This window comes from Brevibacillus sp. 7WMA2, from assembly GCF_010748895.1.
In the GTDB taxonomy this organism is placed as follows: Bacteria; Bacillota; Bacilli; order Brevibacillales; family Brevibacillaceae; genus Brevibacillus_B; species Brevibacillus_B halotolerans.
Genome location: NZ_CP048799.1, coordinates 1,370,595 through 1,390,921, shown reverse-complemented (window position 1 = coordinate 1,390,921; position 20,327 = coordinate 1,370,595). Strand labels below are relative to the sequence as shown.

Here is a 20,327-nt window from a genome sequence, read left to right as displayed (position 1 = left end):
GGGAGGCGGTCAGAGCTTAATGGGGCAGAAGTTGCTCTTAAATGCACAAAAAGGTAACAGCAAAAGGGGGCATTCTCTTTTGCTGTCGAGTTTTTTGAAGCAATTGCAACGAACGGAATACCGCAAGAATTACAAGTACTAATGGAGGTGGTTATATGGAACCGAAACGTGTTATTTTCTTGTCATTAATGATTTGTTATATCGGCCTAGGAGTCATTAATCCGGTGCTGGCTCCATTAATTCGAGAGATGGGCCTCGATGAAATGCATGCAGGCTGGATCATTTCAGCTTCCGCCCTCATCTTGTTACTTGGTGCTCCCATCTGGGGGAAACAAAGTGATCGATTCGGTCGAAAACCGATTATGATTATTGGTTTGGTTGGGTTTACGTTTAGTTTGGTGCTATTTGCTTGGCTCTCTTGGATTGGTTTACAGGGGAGAACAGAGCTGACTTTGCTTTTTATCCTATTGTTGCTTTCACGGATGCTGTTCGGTCTGTTTTTCCCTGCAATGACTTCCTCTGGGCAGGCACTGATGGCCGATTTAACTTCGTTGAATGAACGCTCAGCGGGAATGGCGATGATTGGTGCGGCGAGTGGTATTGGTTTTCTGATCGGTCCTGCTATGGGGGCAGCATTATCAGGGATTCACCTCCTGTTTCCTATTGTTGTTGTTGCTGTTCTATCATTATTTGCTGCTCTTATGGTGTATGTGCGTATTCCGCGTTTTATACCAAAGTCATCTGGTAAAAGAAACAAGCTTAATCTACGAAAGCCAGGTATACGGCCTTATTTATTGATTGCCTTGTGTATGATGAGCGCCATTGTGATGCTACAGGTGACAGCAGGCTTTTATGTCCAAGATAAATTTGGATTAAACTCCAAAGATACGGCGCTGTGGGTTGGAATCAGTTTGTTTTGCGTCGGATTTATGATGGCATTGGTCCAAATGGTAGTCATTCGGAAACGCTCCTTCATGCCGCGTACCTTGCTTCGTATCGGTCTGCCGATACTGGGGGGAGGCCTGCTGCTTCTTGTTTTTATTAACAATTTATTTAGTTTCGTCCTCGCTTTTTTACTACTGGGTGTTGGAGGCGGATTCGCCATGCCAGGTTATACAGCAGGTGTTTCGTTGGCATCAGGAGAAGAGGAACAGGGAGCAGCAGCAGGCTTGACTACGGCGGCAACAGGGGTGGGCTCTTTTGTAGCACCGATTGCTGGAACGGCATTATACCGAATTCAGCCGGAAGCTCCTTATTGGGTAGGGTTCTTTGTAGTTGCGTTGTTGACGATTTATGTCTGGAGTACGCATCGTGGACTTGTGGTCGAACAAATCGCGATCAAGAACAACTAGTGATATCGGCAAGTCAAAGAGAAATGGTGGAATTGTAGTTATTTCTTTACCTACAATTTCCACCATTTTTTGTATGGACAGTGTTCTCGATTTCGATAGATTTACTTGCGGATGCTTTAGGATGTTTGGCTTTCTTGTGGCAGATTGATCGAAGGAATGGCAAACTACTCGTTGTAATGCTATACTTCGCTCTGTAGTCAGGTCTGTAAAGAGGCAGAAGGCTTTTTTTATTGCGTAGAACGTTTCGAATGAAAAGAGCTTTAAAAAACGAATTGTAAGAATTGATTTACGATTGAGTCCCTTTTGAAAGGAGTGAAATTCTGTGAAAAAAAGTAGTATTGTAATACCCCATGAACACGGGGGATGGGCAATGGTTAGCGTCCCGTTTCTGTTCGGAATGCTGGCTGGAAAACCTCAATGGATGCATATCCTCTTATTTCTAGCTTGGCTATTTCTCTATTTGTCATCTTATCCGTTTCTTCAATATATGAAACGAACCACACGAGCTGAGCACTTGCTGAAATGGGGATTATTGTACGGTTTACTTGCCCTTATTTGCTTAATACCACCGCTTGTAAGCAATCCATTCCTTTGTGCTTTTGCACTACCGCTACTTATTCTTCTTTTGGTAAATGTATGGCATGCAAAACGTAAAAAAGAGAGGGCGATCGTTAACGATTTATGTGCCATTCTTATTTTTTCCATTGGAGGTGCTGCTTCTTACCTTTTGGCTGGTGGAGAGTTTGATGTAACGATGGCTGCTATTGTATTGTTCAGTTGGTTGCATTTTATGGGTAGTGCATTTTTTGTAAAGTCAGTTTTTCGGGAACGAGACAACAAGCGTTGGATCATGTATGCTCATATTTATCATGGACTATTACTGGTTGTTCCGTGGCTAATAGGCTTTCCTTGGATGGCAATTGCTTATGTCTATTCAACTGTGAGAGCTTTTGTCTATGCTGGAAAAGCGATGCGTCCATGGAAGGCTGGAATCATTGAAATTATAGGTGCGGTACAGTTTTTGATACTGTCTAGTAGCTTTTATCTGTAAAGGAGCGAACACATGGAAGAGGCCGTTATTACGCTATATACAGGGATAGGTACCCCAGATCGAGTTTTTAATTCAATTATCAGTAATTTTGAGCAAGTTAGCAAATCACATCAGGTAGATGGTGGGCAGTTAACGATTACCTTGCAAGATGATACTTTCATGAAAATAAATCGCATTGATTATATTGCGAATCAAGAAGAAGTGGAACGGCAAATAAACGGGATGGCTGCTTACTATTCCCAGGTAAAAACCGAACGACTTGATCTACAGCAAAGTGTTATTCAACAGATTTTGTGCTTTACCTGCATCGTTGGAATTCGATTTGAGCTTACCAATGATACGAATCGGACCCATTTTTTAATGGATGCTATTTATGCTGTTGCCAGCGAGATAAATGCTTATTTACTGTATCCAAGCATGGAGATATTTAACAGTGAAGGAAGGCTTGTGTTCTCATTAGAGGGAAAAAGTGAGCTGGAGCAACTCATTCCAATAGCGAATTCTGACCTGTTAGACCGTGATAAGGGGGAGGAATCAGAGGCAGATCGCGATCGAATGAATCGCTCTATTGCTTTATTAGAAGCAAGAAATATTCCATATATTTCTCATTTGAGAGTAGCGTTGGTGGAAGAGGATGCAGCCATTAGAGACCTTACATCTATCGCGAAAAGAGTTAGTGCCCTGTTCGCCGTAGCGCTATATTCGGAAGTACTATTGTCTCCAGAGGGAAATCGGGAGGAAGCCTTGTCTTATTTTGAGAGGGTAGACGAGGTATATCAAGTTAGAGATTGGCTGACGCCAAAGGAAAGAGCATATATAGAAAAAGCAGAATGTAAGGAGATCGAATGTATTCAGTTTGTGTGGAGGTATGAGTGCTGCGAGGTCTTACTATGGGCGCTTGGATTGATAGATGAATTAACATACCCAGATAGCACGTGTCATGTCCCACGAATTTCCGAATTACTCATTCAATATCAAAGCTTGGACGATTTAATACAACATTGTGAACCGAGGTCTCAAAAAGAATTACTAGATGCAGCAGATCTAATTATGCGTTATGACTGGGCATGTGTGGATGCCCGCATTAACCAGCGAAATGCTCCGGCTGAATTAGACGCGGGCGTCGTGTTGGAAAGACATTATGCACTTAATTGGCTTGTTGGCGGAAATGGTCAAGCAGAATGGGATGATAGTATACCACATACCTAATTACGCTAGCTTATTACATAGAATTTGTACGGACAATGGTGAAGCAAAAAATAAATAGATCGTGCATAGAGTAGTCATTTTATGTGCATGATTGTTAGGATTATTTGCAAGGGGTGGAATAGATGGAACTGATACAAGATGTACAGACATTGATCAGGGAATCGCATAAAAAACAGTTGAAATATTTGTTTTTCTGGGGAAATACCCCGAAGAGAGAGGGAATTGTAGATAAATCCTGCTTCAGCCAGTGGTATCCAGCTCCTTTTGTAGAGGATGGCATTACATACCCTACCGCAGAGCATTATATGATGGCGAAAAAAGCGGAATTGTTTGGCGATGCTGCGATTCGTGATCAGATTTTGCAGCAGAAGCATCCAAATCAAGCAAAAGCACTGGGACGCAGGGTTCAAGCTTTTGACGAGGAAGTGTGGAATGCACATAAGCTCGAAATTGTTCAACAAGCGAATCTACTAAAATTCGATCAACATCCTCAGTTAAAATCCTATTTACTCCAGACTGGGAATCGAGTTCTGGTGGAAGCTAGTCCTTATGACAAAGTATGGGGGATTGGACTAGCGCAAGATCATCCTGATGCTGAACGGCCACAGCACTGGAGGGGAGAGAATCTATTAGGCTTTGCCCTTATGAGGGTGCGAGAGCAATTTCGGTAATCGAGTCGATTAATAAATGACAAAGGGGAGAACCATATGCAAAAAATTCGCAGAACGAAAACGATAGAAGGAACGAAGATACCTGGTTTTATTTGCAATGGCGGGAGTTATTTTTTTATTTATGTAGACGTTTATGAGGATGGGATGGTTAATTGCTGGGAGCTAGTCGATTTAGATGGATTAGTTGAAAAGCTCAATAAGAATTGGCTCGTCCCTAGTGTCCCTCAAGGTGAAGCGATCTCTATATTTGGATTGGGATCGTATGAGATATCGGATGCACAGTGGAATTTTGACCAAGGCCAATATATGAATTTGATCCGCGACACTGTTACACAACTAAATCCCTCACTCCGTAATATCTATCGTATTTCTGAGGAAGAGAAGGAGCTATGGAATGCCAGAAGGATTCTGCATTCTCCAACCCCCGAAGACTTCCGTGTTACTCAGGAAATTGGATATGACACTGTAGCGGGTCAAGGATTCACAGCCTTTATGAAGCATGAGGGGAAAAATTATCTTGTGCGAATTGTTGTTTATAAGGATGATGCTGTGGTTTGTTACAATTCATTTTTTACATTTGAATATAGTATCGAGAGTGTTAAGGAATTGTGGGACAATAAAGTCTTATTTACTTCATTTGAAGAACCTACTGCTATCGTACTTGATCATTTAGGCGAGGTAACATTCTCAGTAGCTCAGTATGCAAGCGAAATCAATGATAAGTATGATGAATTACAGGATATGCTTAAAAAGCTTAAGGGAGAAACAGCTTCTTTAGAACTATGCAGACAGGTCTATTATGAGTATTTAGAAGATCCATCCGAGTTTAATCGAGCTAGACTTAAGGAAAAGTATGAGCTTGTACCCGAGCATGAGCGAATGTTTCTAGGGGATATGGATTCAAAGGATTCTGATTATGTTCGAATTATCTATTATCCTGATGAGAAAAGAGAAGTCTAGGCAGTATTCATAATAATGGGATAGAGACATGGTAAAGATGAAAGAGATGCTCATGTACTTCCACATTTGAATAGGAATAGGTGAAAAAGCAAGCAAGGAGAAAAAAGCTATGAGCAATATAAAGGGACTGACCCCCGTTTGTAGGACAGGGATCAAAACACCTTACATGTTTAAGCAGCCAGTCGTCGGAATTCAACCGGCGACTGGTTGCTTAGTTTTGTTTGAATGCGAATTGAGTTATAGTAAGAGATATATTCTCGAACGGTCTGTTCAACGATTGCCGTCGTTGTACAGGTTAACCCTTCGAGGATGAACGTTTCCGACTTGAGGCAGGCGTGAAACGATTCAATCGGGGCATTATCAGCAGGTGTTCCCTTCCGGGACATACTCATGGTAATGCCTCTTTCCTTTACAGCTAATTGATAAGCCGACGATGTATAGACTGACCCTTGATCACTATGCAACATGCATTGCTCCAGTGGTGGAAGTTGTTGCAACGTATCTAAAACAAAGGTAGTATCTTGCGTGTCTCCAATATTGTAGGCGATGATCTCGCCATTGTATAAGTCCATGATACTGGATAAGTACAACATTTTTCCGCCGTAAGGCAGGTAAGTAATGTCTGTAACGAGCTTCTGTAGCGGATGATTCGCCTGAAAATCCCGTTTTAGAAGATGATCCGCAACCTGTATCGGTTGTCCGATTCTCTTACGCTTTTTTACTTTGACTCGACATTGCAATCCTTCCTCCCTCATAATACGTTGCACTCGCTTATGATTAATTTGCATCACTCGTCGCAAAAGTGCAGTGATTTTACGGTATCCATAACGAAAGCGATGTTCCTGACACAATCTTCGGATATGGGAAACCAAAGGATTCAGAACCTGTACGTCTACTTGTTTTCTCCATCGATAGTACGTAGAGCGAGAAATTCCGAGCCACTGGCATGCTAATTGCGTAGATACTTCTCCCTTTATCTCGTTCATCCATTGAACTACTACTTCTGGTGACACCTCCTTTCCCACTCCCTGTACTTTTTTAAAACATCAAGTTGTTGTTTTAAGAACCTATTTTCTTGTTTCAATTTCTCCAACTCTGATGTAAATTCCGCCCCTTTCCCATACGTGTACTGTTTACCTACAGGTTGCTCAAAACGATGTGTCTCGCCATTTCTGTACCATCGCATCCATGTTTTAAGTTGTGTTTTGTTTTTAATACAAAGCTGATCCATCACTTCTTTCACGGGGATACCAGCCAATCTCATCTCAACAGCCTTCATCTTAATTTCCATAGGGTAACTCACTCTCGTTGCCAAAGAAAAAACACCTCCAGGTTACTTCCATATCTTACGACATGGTTGCATTCTCTTGAAGGTGTTTTGATTTGTCTCACGTTATGGGGTCAGTCCCAAATACGGTTCAACAAAAACTATTGGACTTTTTTCAGATTTATGTGGCGCCTGTATTAGAAAAATGGGATGAAGCTAGCATTGAGAACCTCCTTGATAAACGTGATGATCCTGTCTTTGCAAAGGAATGGATGCGGGTTTACACTGAACTATCTACCCTCAAGAAAAATGAAAGCCTCTCTTCCTTATATGTATCAACGGATGAAGAGCTACGTAAAAACATCTTTTTGCAGGTGCTCAAGATAAGCTCACAAGAAGATTTGGCAGCATATATTTCTGATGATTTTGGTCTGATTTTTGATAGTGTGATGTTTACATATAGCGATGAATGGTTAAACGGACTATACAATGAGTATCAGGAGAAGAGAATTCCCCACGGGGAATTGCAGCAATCTAAGCGTCAAATCGTTTTGTAAGATGGCTTTGATGTATGGAAAGGAAGAAGTAATCTGTAAGAATCACCTAGGAATGAAGATTTTGTTATAAATAAATTTTTAACACACGACGATAGCAGACTCCAGCAAACTAGAAGACAAAGAGAACTAGCTAATCCCCGAACTTGTCAGAAAGAACAGATGACCAGATGATGGCGATTTTGATAATTAGGAATACGATAGCGAAAGCATACCCAAACGTCAGCAAGCAGAGCTTGAAACAGTCAAATGAAGAAGCTATTGGATTATGCATTCTGCTGATATCTTTTGTTCAGCTACTTGTGGTACTTGATCTAACAGTAGAAGGCAAAAAGAGGGGAAAGGGTACCACTCGATCAGGAGCTAGGGAAACTCGACGCCGATTGAGAAAAAGTGAATAGGATTCTAGAAAAATAACAAATCTATCTTATTTCATTGCCCAAACGATGAGATAAGATAGATTTGTTTTGTGAAATGGATATCGATCTCGATCTCGGAGGTGAGAAACGTGATCGAATTGGCTTATTAAAGGGATAGGAAGTGCGATTGTATGTAAAAATGCTTCAAAGATCAACTAGCCCATACATGTACATGTTAGTGAGATAATAAAAAGTAACAATTTACTCTTTGATGTGAGGTGCATCAAAGAACCCCTTCTTTTTTTACGTAAAATGCTCCCCTCATCAACCGAAATGGACAAATTTGCTCCCTTTTTACAGGAAAGTGACATTTTTATTTAACTAACAAATTGAAAATTCTAAGAGGAGGATTGTGAAAAAGAATTCTTTTACAAAAGATGAATCTATTTATTTTTTTGTAAAAATTATTTATAATATGATTTGTAAATACTTCCTAATACTTACAATACCAATTAGTAATGCGCTTTTTTGTTAGCAGAGTTAATTGATTTTGATTGTCCGCGATTTGAACTGAGAAGGCGATTCTTGATTTTTGAGAGATTTTTTATGCAAGTAAATTTCGATTGATCGCTCCACGGAAATATTGAGTAAAGTACCTCGTTAGTCCTATCTGATATAACATCTGACACACCTATTTTAAATTTCACTAAAATGACTTTTTTACATGTATTCTTTCCTAGCATAGACTGTAAACAGAACAGACTGAACCCATTTGATGATTTCAGGTAAGCTCTTGGTACCTAAGCAGTTACAATGTTGGACATAAGTGATAAAACAGTGTGGTTACTAAGGTTCAGTAGATAAAGCCTGGTATATCAAGAACGGGGCCTTTATTTAGAGGGTGGATAAGCTGCGCTTTTTACTAGTTCACATGTCATTTTCTTTCATGTAAATAAATGCTATTTATACTTGTTTAAAGATTAGCTTATATTTTTTTACATAATAAAAATTGCATTTATTTATGTTTTGGATTAATATTTTCTGCATACATATTTTTAGTCAGGTTGAAATTTGCAGTTTCAAAAAATTTAGAACAATTTGTTTTAGACAAGATTACCCAGTCTTTCACTATCCATCGTAACGAAGGGAGTTTCAGAATATGTCACAATCTGTTGATTCTCGGACGATTCCAATCGACTTGGAAAAAGAGCTGAAGACGCTGAAAGGGATTGGACAAATAGCTGTGCTGGCGACAGAGGACCCTGTTACAGTGCCAGCCGTTCATCTGAGTCACTTTTTCTCAGACTGGAAATCAGAACAATTATTGACCGGGAGCCAAACTTCTGCATCTACATCGCACCATGACGAGAGGGATGAAACCTTGCCTCTTGCTTACAGCTTTGGGGGAGAGCTACAACTGGCGGTGGATGAGCCGGGTACGCTAGTCGAGGTTCTCTTGCGGGCGGCTCGTATCGCCCACGACAAAAAGCTGGTTTTTGTTCAACTAGATGGTAGCGAAGTCACAATGACGTATGCCCAATTATTGCAAGAGGCAGAGTCGATCCTGTGGGGGTTACGGCAACAAGGACTTCAACCAGGTGATCCAGTGATCTTCCAGCTCGATGATAATAAAAATTTCGTCACTGCGTTTTGGGCCTGTGTACTGGGTGGCTTTTTGCCGACACCGATCGCCATTGCACCGACTTATACAGACTGGAATTCTGGAATCAGCCGTATCTATAACGCTTGGAAGCTATTACAAAAGCCATTGGTGCTAGCGGACGAGGCATTGATTGAATCGATTGATCAACTGAAAAACCTTTGGGAGACCGACGAACTACGCTATGTAGCATTGGAGCCTTTATTACAAAACGAGCCAGATCAGCAGTATTACGAGGCTTCACCAGATTCACTTGTCCTTCATCTTTTGACATCAGGCAGCACTGGAATCCCGAAATGTGTGCAGCATTGCAACGAAAGTATTCTCGCTCGTGCACGCGGCACCGTTGCATGCCATAACTTTACATCGGATGAAATCATTCTGAATTGGATGCCATTGGATCACGTGGGCGGAATCGTGATGTTTCATGTGCTTGGTGTCTATCTGGCAAGTGAACAGATTTTGCCCAAAATCGACAGCTTTATTGCAAATCCACTAAATTGGTTTAACTGGATTAACCACTATCGCGCAACAATGACCTGGGCACCGAATTTCGCATTTGCGCTGGTGAACGATCAAGCCGAAAAAATCAAGCAAAACAACTGGGATCTCTCCTGCATGCGGCATATTCTGAATGGGGGAGAGCCGGTCGTCTCTAAGGTTGTACAGCAATTCCTCAGCCTGCTTCAACCTCACGGACTGCCTGATGATACGATGGCTCCTTCCTTTGGGATGTCTGAGACTTCTTCAGGAATCGTTTTTAATAAGCTTCTCAATCGACTATCTCCGACCAGTGGGTATCAGATTTTGGATAAGGCATCGCTTGGGGGAACGGTTCGTAGTGTCCCTGTAGATCATCCAAACCATGTAATGTTTACCGAGGTAGGCGGGCCGATCCCAGGTGTATCCATTCGTATTGTCGATTCCAACAACAACGTAATTCGAGAAAACCAAATTGGACGCTTGCAGGTTAAAGGTAACAACATCATGGAGGGCTATTACCAAAACCCGGAAGCGAATGCAGAAGTATTCGTCGAGGATGGCTGGTTTATCACAGGCGACCTTGGCTTCCTGCATCAAGGCAGGCTAACAATCACCGGTCGTGAAAAAGACGTAATTATCATCAACGGAAATAATATTCATAATTATGAAATAGAATCGTTCGTGGAAGAGGTAAAAGGCGTAAAGGTCACGTTCTCCGCGGCTGTCTCCATTCCCAAGGTGTCTAGCGGTAGCGATGAACTGGCAATTTTCTTCGTTCCTGAAGAACCTGATCTGGAATCCTGCTTAGGTGTAATCAAAGAAATTCGCCGTCATCTGAACGTCAAGATGGGTCTAAATCCAACGTTAATCGTTCCAATTACACAGGAGGAGTTCCCGAAAACGAACTCTGGAAAAATCCAGCGTCCCGAGCTTTCCAGACGTTTGGCTAAGGGAGAGTTTGACGAGATTCTCAAGCAAATTGATCTAAAGCTGGAAAATGACAACACGCTTCCGAGCTGGTTCTACAAGCCGGTATGGGTCGAATCTCCAGCGGAAGAGACTTCTTCTGTGAATATGACGAATATCGAGGATGTGCAACTGGCTGGCCATTGTCTACTCATGATTGATTCGATGGATCTCGCGAGTAAGTTTGTTGTAGGGGAAATGGATGAAGGAGAATGTATTAGCGTTACAAACGGAAACGAATTCTCCAAAATTAGTCGACTTCACTATGTCGCTAATTTCAATAAACCTCATGACCTCGATCAATTATTCGGCGCCCTGAAAGAAGAGCAGCTTGACGTTTCGCATGTGTTCTATTTGCATGGGATGAGTAATAATGTCGCGGGGAGTCAGCCACAGACGATAGACGAGTTGAAAGCCATTCAAGAACACAACTATGCGATCGTCCACCTAGCAAAAGTCATGGCTGATCGCAATTTACAACCATCAACGTTTAGCTTGGTTACACATAATCTCTACCAGACGAACGACATGGAAATGATTTCCTATGCATATTCTCCGTTGATTGGTTTTTTCAAAACATTACCGCATGAATTCCCAGAGACAACATTTCTTCATATCGATTTTTCTGATGACGTACATGAGAACTACAGTCTATACATAAAAAAAGAGCTAAACAATCTTCTAGCCCTCGCCAAATTAGCTCAGGAAAAAGATGAAACGGATTATTCCAAAACAGCTATCGTTGCTTATCGTGGAAATAAGCGCTATAGCCCAAGAATAACCCGTGTGGAATTGGAAAATAAAGCGCTTTCGGATAGCCCGCTGACACAAAACGGTTTTTATTTAATTACTGGTGGTCTTGGTGGAGTAGCGAAGCTTTTTACCGAGCATCTATTGCGTCACTGCCAGGCAAAAGTGCTTCTTGTTGGTCGAACAACGCTTCCAGACAATGTAGAGGAAGGCTATTTTGACAGATCAACTAGTACGAAAGAAAAAGTGAAATGTCTCAACGAGCTTAAAAGCTTGGCACAAAATGGTGGAGAAGTTCACTATGTTGCATGTAATATCGCTGATCCTGTGCAGCTCGAAGCTATCGTTGCTGAGTGGGAGGAACGTTTTGGCCAAGCTCTGAATGGAGTGATTCATCTGGCGGGTGTCTACCGAGAGACATTGCTCAAGGATGAAACCATGTCCACATTAGATGAAATGTTCGAGGCAAAGGTGTATGGTACGTTTGCGCTTTATCAGCTTATGAAAAATCGGCCTAACAGCATTTATATCACGTCATCCTCAACGACTACATTGTCTTCTGGCTATATGGCGGGTGCCTATGCGGCGGCAAATCAGTTCGTGGAAAGCTTCAGCCAGTATATGCAGGCGAGTGGTGATGTGAAAACATATTGCTTTGCCTGGAGCTTATGGGATGACATCGGGATGGGACGTGACCTGCTGGTGATGAAAAAGATCCTGCAAAGCCGGGGGCATCAAGCGATCCGCTCTGTTAAAGGTCTTTATTCCTGGCTGATAGGCTTGATGGCCAATGATGCCTTCCTTTATGTAGGGATTGACGAATCCAAACCGGACATGTCCAAGCTTCTGGCTGTCGAGCCTAAGAGACAAAAAATCCTTCATCTCTTTTTCCAATTGGATCAAACCATGGATCTGACGAATCAAACATTGAGAGAAAAGACAGAGCAAATTCTTCTGACCAAAAACTCTGGTGAGCCAATCCTGGTGGCGTTGCATGAAACAGATGAATGGTTGTACACCGAGACAGGGGAACCCGATAGTGAAGCAATGCTTGTGGCATTGGCTAAAAAAGCAGGAGACGTCGAACGTATCAAACCTAGGTCTCCCTTAGAAAATGCTCTGTTCGGCATTTGGTCAAGCTTACTTGGAACAGATGATTTTGGAGTCCATGATAACTTTTTTGCTCTAGGTGGACAATCAATTAAGGCGACACAACTGCTAACACAGGTTCGAGAAATGTGTCAGGTGGACCTTCCATTACGTGTATTGTTTGCTAATCCAACGATTGAGGAGCTTGCCAAAGAGCTTGAACATCAAATGGGGGCAAGTCCATGTAACACAGAAGAGCAGCGTAAGATCACAAAAGCTGTGTACGGAAACACTCTCCCAATGTCTAACGCACAAAAACGTCAATGGTACCTATATCAATTAAACCCAGAAAGCCCATACTACAACAACACCGTCAGCCTTCATCTGAAAGGAGAAAAGCTTCAAGTTCATCTGCTTTCACAAGCGGTGCAACTAATTGTGGACCGACATAAAATACTGCGAACCCGATTTGCTTTACAGGAGGACGAGGCGGTACAGATTATTGATCCAAAACAGGTAATGGAAGTGCCGTTGGTAGATTTGACTCATCTACCCCTCAGTGAACGTGAGCAGGCAGTACAAGCACACATCCGTCAAGAAGCGACTACACCATTTCATTTAGAAAAGGATCAACTTATTCGTGCGGTGTTGATCCGGGCCGGAGACGATGATCATGTCATGGTGGTCTCGATTCATCATATTGTCTCTGATGGGTGGTCTGTAGGGGTATTCATTGAGGAATTAGCTAATGCCTATGACCAAATGAGAGCTGGAAAGCGCGTAGAATTGCCAGAATTGCCGATTCAATATGCAGATTATACACTTTGGCAGCAAAACCTGCTCTCAGATGAACTGATCGTCCATCAATTAACCTATTGGAAAAATAAGCTTGCGGATGCAACTGAATTACAACTGCCAACTGATTATCCGCGTCCCGTTCATTCAAAACGTGTGGGTAAAACTATTGAACGAAATTTCAGTTCACATCTACGAAAAAAACTGGAGAAGTTAAGTCAACAAGAGGGCGCAACACTGTACATGACCCTGTTATCCTCCTTTTTAACCCTGCTGTCCCGTTATTCTGGCCAGCGTGATGTTATAGTCTCATCCGTTACAGCTAACCGGAATCAAGTCGAGATCGAGCGTTTGATAGGATTTTTCGTGAACACATTGGCTATTCGTGCAGATATCGATATGACCGAAAGCTTTGCTGATCTTTTACAAAAAGTAAAAGCAGCTACACTGGAAGCGTTCGATAATCAGGACGTTCCGTTTGAGATGGTAGTAGACGAGCTTTCTCTTGAACGTAGGCCACATCTTCATCCTCTTTCTCAAGTGTTGTTTATTGTTCAAAATGCCAAAATGCGTGCGATTGACCTGGCAGATGCTACGATGACGATGCATATCGAGAACAGCGAAACATCTAAGTTTGATATTACCGTTCAGGTCTTTGAAGCGGGAGAAGACTTACAGGTTATGCTTGAATATGATACGGAGCTGTACCGCGATGATACGATGGAACGAATGCTGTCACACTTTGAACGGCTTCTTACGGCAATAAGTGAAGATGTAGCTCAGCCTCTTTCTCAGGTAACGTTCCTCTCTGACGCAGACATCCATCTGCTCTCGGCATTTAATCAAACAGAGATGAATTATCCACGAGACCTGACGTTGCATCAACAATTTGAACAGCAGGTAGATCGTAGCCCAGATGCTATGGCGGTTGTTGAAGGGGACGGACTTCAGACGATCACCTATAAGGAACTGAACAGACGTGCAAACCAACTTGCCGTTCACTTAAGAACAAGAGGGGTCAAAGCAAATCAGGTTGTAGGGCTTATGGCAGATCGTTCCATTAAGATGTTAACCGGTTTACTTGCTATTCTCAAGGCGGGAGGGGCTTTCCTGCCAATTGATCCGGCGCTACCGAAAGAGCGAATCAGCTACATGCTAGAAAACAGTGGTAGTACCCTGTTACTAACAGATCGTGATATGGCAGATCTACCCTTCAATGGCGACGTGATCAAGCTAGATAACACCATATACCAGCATAACAATGCAGATAATCTAGATTGTATCAACACTTCGTCCGATTTGTTGTATGCCATATATACGTCTGGTACAACGGGTCATCCAAAAGGAATTATGCTTACACATCGCAATTTATCTAATATTGTTCATTTTGAATATAACCGGACCACGCTTGATTTTAGACGAGTTTTGCAGTTTACCACTATGAGCTTTGACGTGTGCTATCAGGAAATTTTCTCAACGCTGTTGGCGGGTGGGGAGCTTCATATCATCGGAAATGATGACAAGCGCGATATCCTAAAGCTTTTAGCATTTATTGAAGAATACAGGTTGGAGACAGCATTTCTGCCGACCTCATTGTTTAAATTCATCATTAATGAATCGTATTATGTGGAAAAATTACCGAAAACGTTGAAGCATTTGGTCGTTGCAGGTGAGCAGCTAGTCCTGCCAGAATCGTTCATCGCCTATCTGCATCAGCATGATATCCAGTTGCACAACCATTATGGACCGTCAGAAACGCACGTTATTACCAGCCTAACGATGAAGGCAAAAGAGTCGATCATGGGGATTCCACCGATTGGACGCCCACTAGCCAATACACGAATTTTCATTGTTAGTGAAGAAATGCAGCTTCAACCTGTTGGTGTACCGGGGGAACTTTGTGTCTCAGGTGACACGGTTGGACTAGGATATCTTAACCGGAAAGAATTAACTGCTGAAAAATTTGTGATAAATCCGTTTGCGCCAGATGAGATTATGTATCGCACAGGTGACATAGCCCGATGGTTACCAGACGGCACGATCGAATACTTAGGGCGTATTGACCATCAAATAAAAATCCGGGGCTATCGAATTGAGCCGGGAGAGATCGAAATTCAATTGTTGAACCATCCGATGATTAGCAAAGCATTTGTCATGGTGTATCAAAATGGGTCGAATGCCAGTCTGTGTGGATACTATGTGGCGGAGGAAGCCTTGTCACCAGAGGCTGTCCATAGCTATTTAACTGAATCATTACCTGACTATATGGTGCCAGCTTACCTGATTCCACTGAATGAATTGCCACTCAATCACAATGGCAAAATTGACCGTCGCGCTCTACCGATTCCCGACTCGTCTATGACAATGGAAGAGTATATGGACCCGAGTAATGAAACAGAGGAAACATTGGCCGACATTTGGTCGGAGGTTTTGGGAGTCGAGAATGTGAGTGTAACCAGCAATTTTTTCAAAATAGGGGGTCATTCTCTCAAAGCAACAATGCTGGTAGCGCGGATTCATAAGCATTTTGGTATCGAATTCCCGCTCAAAGAGGTTTTTCACAAACCGACGATTCAACAGATGGCAGGCTATATCGAGCAAGCGGCTGTTCGATCCTTTACTACGATAGAGTCTGCGCCAGCCATGACTCACTATCCTGTTACCTCCGCACAAAAACGTCTCTATGTTATTAGTCAGTTTGATGGTGTGAAGACAGGGTATAACATGCCAGTCATCGCAGAATTACGCGGCAACCTGGATAAAGAACGCTTACGACAAGCTCTCGAAGCTGTTGTTCTTCGCCATGACACGCTCCGTACCAGCTATGAAATGATGGATGGCGTACTCGTGCAACGGATTCATGAGAGCGCTGATGTATCTTTGGAGATTGTACAGCTTCAGACCACCGAAGCCATATCTTCTGCTGATAGGAAGATACACGACTGGATTAGTAATGCAATACGACCGTTTCACTTGCGTATAGCTCCACAACTGCGGGCCACCCTGATTGAACTAGCTCCAGAGCATGCTATCCTCGTGGTCGATATGCACCACATCGCCGCAGACGGGGTGTCGTTGAATATTTTTATGAACGATCTTGGGACGTACTACCAAGGTAAGTCACTGCCGCCGCTTCACATACAATACAAGGATTATGCAGTTTGGAAGCAATCTTACCTTGGCAGTGAAGAGAATCAACAGCATGAGGCGTATTGGCTTGACATATTTACGAACGAGCCACCTGTGCTAGAGCTACCAACTGATTTCCAGCGCCCATCTGTCCAAAGTTTCGAGGGAGATCGTATTTGGATCGATCAGGACGAAGACTGGACCGCAAAACTGAAAGCTTTGGCTACAAGTCTTGATACTACGCTTTATATGCTATTGCTTGCTGCGTACAATGTCTTTTTGGCTAAATGGACGAATCAGGAAGATATTATCGTAGGATCACCGATTGCAGGTCGCCCACATGCCGATGTAGAGCCGATAATGGGTATGTTTGTCAACACGCTCGCGCTGCGTAATTACCCTGAAGCCAATAAGTCATTCAGTCAGTTCGTTGCAGAAGTAAAGGAACACGTGCTTCAAGCCCACGAACACCAAGATTATCCACTAGAAGAATTGATCGAAAAGCTGGGCATACGCCGCGACTTAAGCCGTAACCCGTTATTTGACACGATGTTTACCTTGCAAAATGTGGATATTGATTACAACGTGATGCAAGATGTCCAAGTCAGCGCATATGATTACCAATACCCGATTTCCAAGTTTGATTTGACCTTATTGTGCGTGGAGAAAGACGGCCGACTCCGTTTTGAGTGGGAATACAGCACAAAGCTGTTTACTCGCGAGACGATTGTGCGGATGTCTAAACATCTGATCCATCTGTTGGAGCAAATCATAGAACAGCCCCAGCTCTCTATTGTTGACATCGAGCTAATAACAGAAGCAGAAAAAACACAACTATTGCATGATTTTAACCGTACGGAATGGGAGCATCCGGTTGAACAGACGATTCATGCTTTGATCGAAAGGCAAGCAGTGCTAGCACCTGATCAGACCGCAGTTGTATTTCGCTCAGAGGCATTGACCTATCAGCAGCTCAATGAGAAAGCGAATCAACTTGCACATACCCTGCGTGAAAAGGGAGCAGGTCCTGAGCAGGTCATCGCCATCATGGCGGATCGTTCCTTAGAGATGTTCATCGGCTTACTTGCCATACTAAAGGCAGGAGCTGCATTCGTGCCAATTGATCCAGAATACCCTGCTGAACGCATCCAATATATGCTTGACGATAGCCAGGCGAAGCTGTTACTCCATCACACGAATCAAGACGTAAAGCTCGATGCTTACGCAAGGAAGGTTATTCGAATCTCTGATCAGGCTTCCTATCAGAGAGACGTAGCCAACCTTCCAGAGATGACACAGCCATCGAATTTGGCATATATCATCTACACATCGGGTTCAACAGGGAAGCCCAAAGGTGTTATGATCGAGCACCGTTCCCTTGTTAATCTGTGCTTCTGGCATCGGAGTGAGTATGGTATCACTGCCGATGATGCTACGACTAAATACGCTGGATTCGGCTTCGATGCCTCGGTTTGGGAGATATTCCCGTACCTGATTAGTGGGGCCACTATCCATGTAATCGGAGACGAACTTCGATACGATATTCACAAACTTAATGAGTATTATGAACAAAATCGTATCACGATCAGCTTTTTGCCAACCCAACTATGTGAGACCTTCATGAGTCTTTGTAACCGATCGCTTCGTTATCTGCTTACGGGTGGCGATAAGCTTAGAACCTATGAATCGCAAAGCTATCAGCTGGTAAACAACTATGGGCCAACTGAAAATACGGTCGTTGCCACCAATTGCTTCATCACAGGGGCAGGTAGTAGCATTCCAATTGGTAAGCCGATCCACAACGTCAAGGCATATGTGCTTAATTCTTACAATCAGCTTCAGCCAATCGGTGTGCCAGGCGAGTTATGTGTATCAGGAATTAATTTAGCACGCGGCTACTGGAATAAGCAGGAGCTGACCTATGAAAAGTTCGTTGCCAATCCGTTTGCTACGGGCGAGCGTATGTATCGCACAGGCGATCTAGTGCGTTGGCTTCCAGACGGTAATCTCGAATATGTAGGCCGAATGGATGCCCAAGTAAAAATCCGTGGACACCGAATTGAACTGGGCGAGATTGAAACAACACTCATGCAGCATCCATCTGTCAAGGAGGTTGCTGTCGTCGCTTGGCAAGATAGTAACAGTAACATGCTAGTAGCATACTTTACGGTTGATTCGGTGGTAACTACGAATGAATTGCGCAAATGGCTTGCTCAATCACTCCCGGATTACATGGTGCCCGCCTATTTTATTGAGGTAGAGCGGCTACCACTGACCGCTAACGGCAAGGTAGATCGAAAGGCATTGCCTCCAGTTGACAAGTCCGCTGAGGTCGCTATCTCCTATAAAGCACCGCAAAACGAGACAGATGCTATACTCGCCACGATCTGGCAAGAAGTATTAGGAGAAGAACGAATCGGTATTCAAAGCAACTTCTATGATCTGGGAGGAGACTCGATCAAGGCTATCCAAGTAATTGCCCTGTTGAACAAGCATCAATTGAAAGTAGAGATTAAAGACATCTTCATGAATCCAACCATTGAGGAACTCAGCATGTATGTCAAACCGCTAGAAGCCAAGGCTGATCAGGGCATGGTTACAGGGGCGGTGGAATTGACACCAATTCAACGATGGTTCTTCGCTCAGAAATTCACTGATTCTCATCATTGGAACCAAGCAATGATGGTCTATCGTCGTGAAGGCTTTGACGAACAAGCCCTTTGTCGTGTCTTGCACGAACTGGTGTTACACCATGATGCTCTGCGTATGTCCTATGAAATATCCGAGCTTGATATCAAGCAAGTAAACCGTGGGGAAGAAGGGTGTTTGTATGGCTTTGAGGTGATTGACCTGAGCCATCTGAGTGCTGAGAAAGAGCTTGATTTAGCCATCCAAACGGAGGCTTCCCGCATTCAACAAAGTCTCGACCTGACTTGTGGGCCGCTTATCCATGCCGGCTTATTCCATACGGCGGAAGGTGACCATCTATTGCTGGCGATCCATCATTTAGTAGTAGATGGTGTCTCGTGGCGCATCCTGCTTGAAGATTTGGCCCGTGGCTACGAGCAGGCTATAGGTGATCAGTTGATTCACTTTGCTGAAAAAACACACTCCTACCAAGACTGGGCAGAGGCGCTTACTAGATACGCCAGCACCCGTATGGGACAAAGAGAAATGAGCTACTGGCAATCTGTGCTGCAAACTACAACCGAACCAATACCAAAGGATGCAACATCGTCATGCAACAGTTGGGCTGAAACAACGGAAGAAACGATCTGGCTGAGTACAAAAGAAACGGAAGATTTGTTAAAACACGCTCATCACACTTATAACACCGAGATTAACGATATTCTGCTGACTGCACTAGGATTAACACTAAGCGAATGGAGTGGACAGACGCAGATCCGCGTTGATTTAGAAGGTCATGGCCGTGAAGAGATTATAGCGGATATCAGCGTCGCACGAACAGTTGGCTGGTTTACTTCTATCTATCCTGTGGTACTGAAGATGAATTCACTGCAAGACATAGGTGAACAAATCAAACAGATGAAAGAATCTCTTCGCCAAATTCCCAACAAAGGCGTTGGCTATGGCATCCTGAATTACCTCGGCGAAACACCGCTTACCGGCAAACAGGCAGAAGTTAGCTTTAACTATCTTGGTCAATTTGACAACAGTCAACAGGTGGGATTATTCCAAGCATCTGACAAGTCTGTCGGTGAAATGTTCAGTCCAAGAGCCGAGCGAACCTATTTGCTTGATTTCCTTGGCATGGTAACAGACGGTAGATTAAAGCTTTCTGTCCTATATAACACCCAGATCCATCAAGCAAAAACTATCGCAAGCCTGTTGGAGCGGTTCAAAGAGAACTTGCTGGGTTGTATTTTGCACTGTGTAAGTAAGCAAACTAATGAGTTAACCCCAAGCGATTTTACCTCAAGCGGTTTGAGCTTTGATGACCTAGAAGCAGCGCTGGATCTTTTTAACAGATGAAGTAATTCAATCATCCCCGAAAACCAGCAAAATTACTCT

General features: G+C 43.2%; 8 protein-coding genes. 7 read left to right on the top strand and 1 reads right to left on the bottom strand.

Annotated features, from left to right (window positions below; translation table 11 throughout):
* Nucleotides 1–155 precede the first annotated feature (155 nt).
* The 5 genes from GOP56_RS05150 to GOP56_RS05130 all read left to right on the top strand — a co-directional run bounded on the left by GOP56_RS05150 (nucleotide 156) and on the right by GOP56_RS05130 (nucleotide 5,243).
* Nucleotides 156–1,352: an MFS transporter gene (locus tag GOP56_RS05150; RefSeq protein WP_163244761.1), complete on the top strand. Its 1,197-nt coding sequence runs from the start codon at nucleotides 156–158 to the stop codon at nucleotides 1,350–1,352.
* Nucleotides 1,353–1,674: 322 nt separating this feature from the next.
* Complete coding sequence (locus GOP56_RS05145; protein ID WP_163244760.1) at nucleotides 1,675–2,403, top strand: YwiC-like family protein; 729 nt, start codon at nucleotides 1,675–1,677, stop codon at nucleotides 2,401–2,403.
* Between the two features lie 12 nt (nucleotides 2,404–2,415).
* On the top strand, nucleotides 2,416–3,612 hold the full coding sequence (locus GOP56_RS05140; RefSeq protein ID WP_163244758.1) for a DUF4272 domain-containing protein: 1,197 nt from the start codon (nucleotides 2,416–2,418) through the stop codon (nucleotides 3,610–3,612).
* A gap of 122 nt (nucleotides 3,613–3,734) precedes the next feature.
* A complete protein-coding gene (locus GOP56_RS05135; protein WP_163244756.1) occupies nucleotides 3,735–4,283 on the top strand; it encodes a riboflavin biosynthesis intermediates N-glycosidase in 549 nt (182 codons plus the stop codon).
* A gap of 36 nt (nucleotides 4,284–4,319) precedes the next feature.
* Nucleotides 4,320–5,243: a DUF7638 domain-containing protein gene (locus GOP56_RS05130; RefSeq protein WP_163244754.1), complete on the top strand. Its 924-nt coding sequence runs from the start codon at nucleotides 4,320–4,322 to the stop codon at nucleotides 5,241–5,243.
* Between the two features lie 170 nt (nucleotides 5,244–5,413).
* Here the strand turns inward: GOP56_RS05130 and GOP56_RS05125 are convergent.
* A protein-coding gene (locus GOP56_RS05125) for an IS3 family transposase (RefSeq protein WP_163244340.1) occupies nucleotides 5,414–6,558 on the bottom strand; the annotation gives its coding sequence in 2 pieces (ribosomal slippage) (nucleotides 5,414–6,285 and nucleotides 6,285–6,558; 1,146 coding nt in all).
* A 68-nt stretch (nucleotides 6,559–6,626) separates the two neighbouring features.
* On the opposite strand from GOP56_RS05125, the gene GOP56_RS05120 reads away from it, so the two are divergent.
* Complete coding sequence (locus GOP56_RS05120) at nucleotides 6,627–7,067, top strand: hypothetical protein (RefSeq protein WP_254068622.1); 441 nt, start codon at nucleotides 6,627–6,629, stop codon at nucleotides 7,065–7,067.
* A gap of 1,515 nt (nucleotides 7,068–8,582) precedes the next feature.
* On the top strand, nucleotides 8,583–20,288 hold the full coding sequence (locus GOP56_RS05115; RefSeq protein WP_163244752.1) for a non-ribosomal peptide synthetase: 11,706 nt from the start codon (nucleotides 8,583–8,585) through the stop codon (nucleotides 20,286–20,288).
* Nucleotides 20,289–20,327 lie beyond the last annotated feature (39 nt).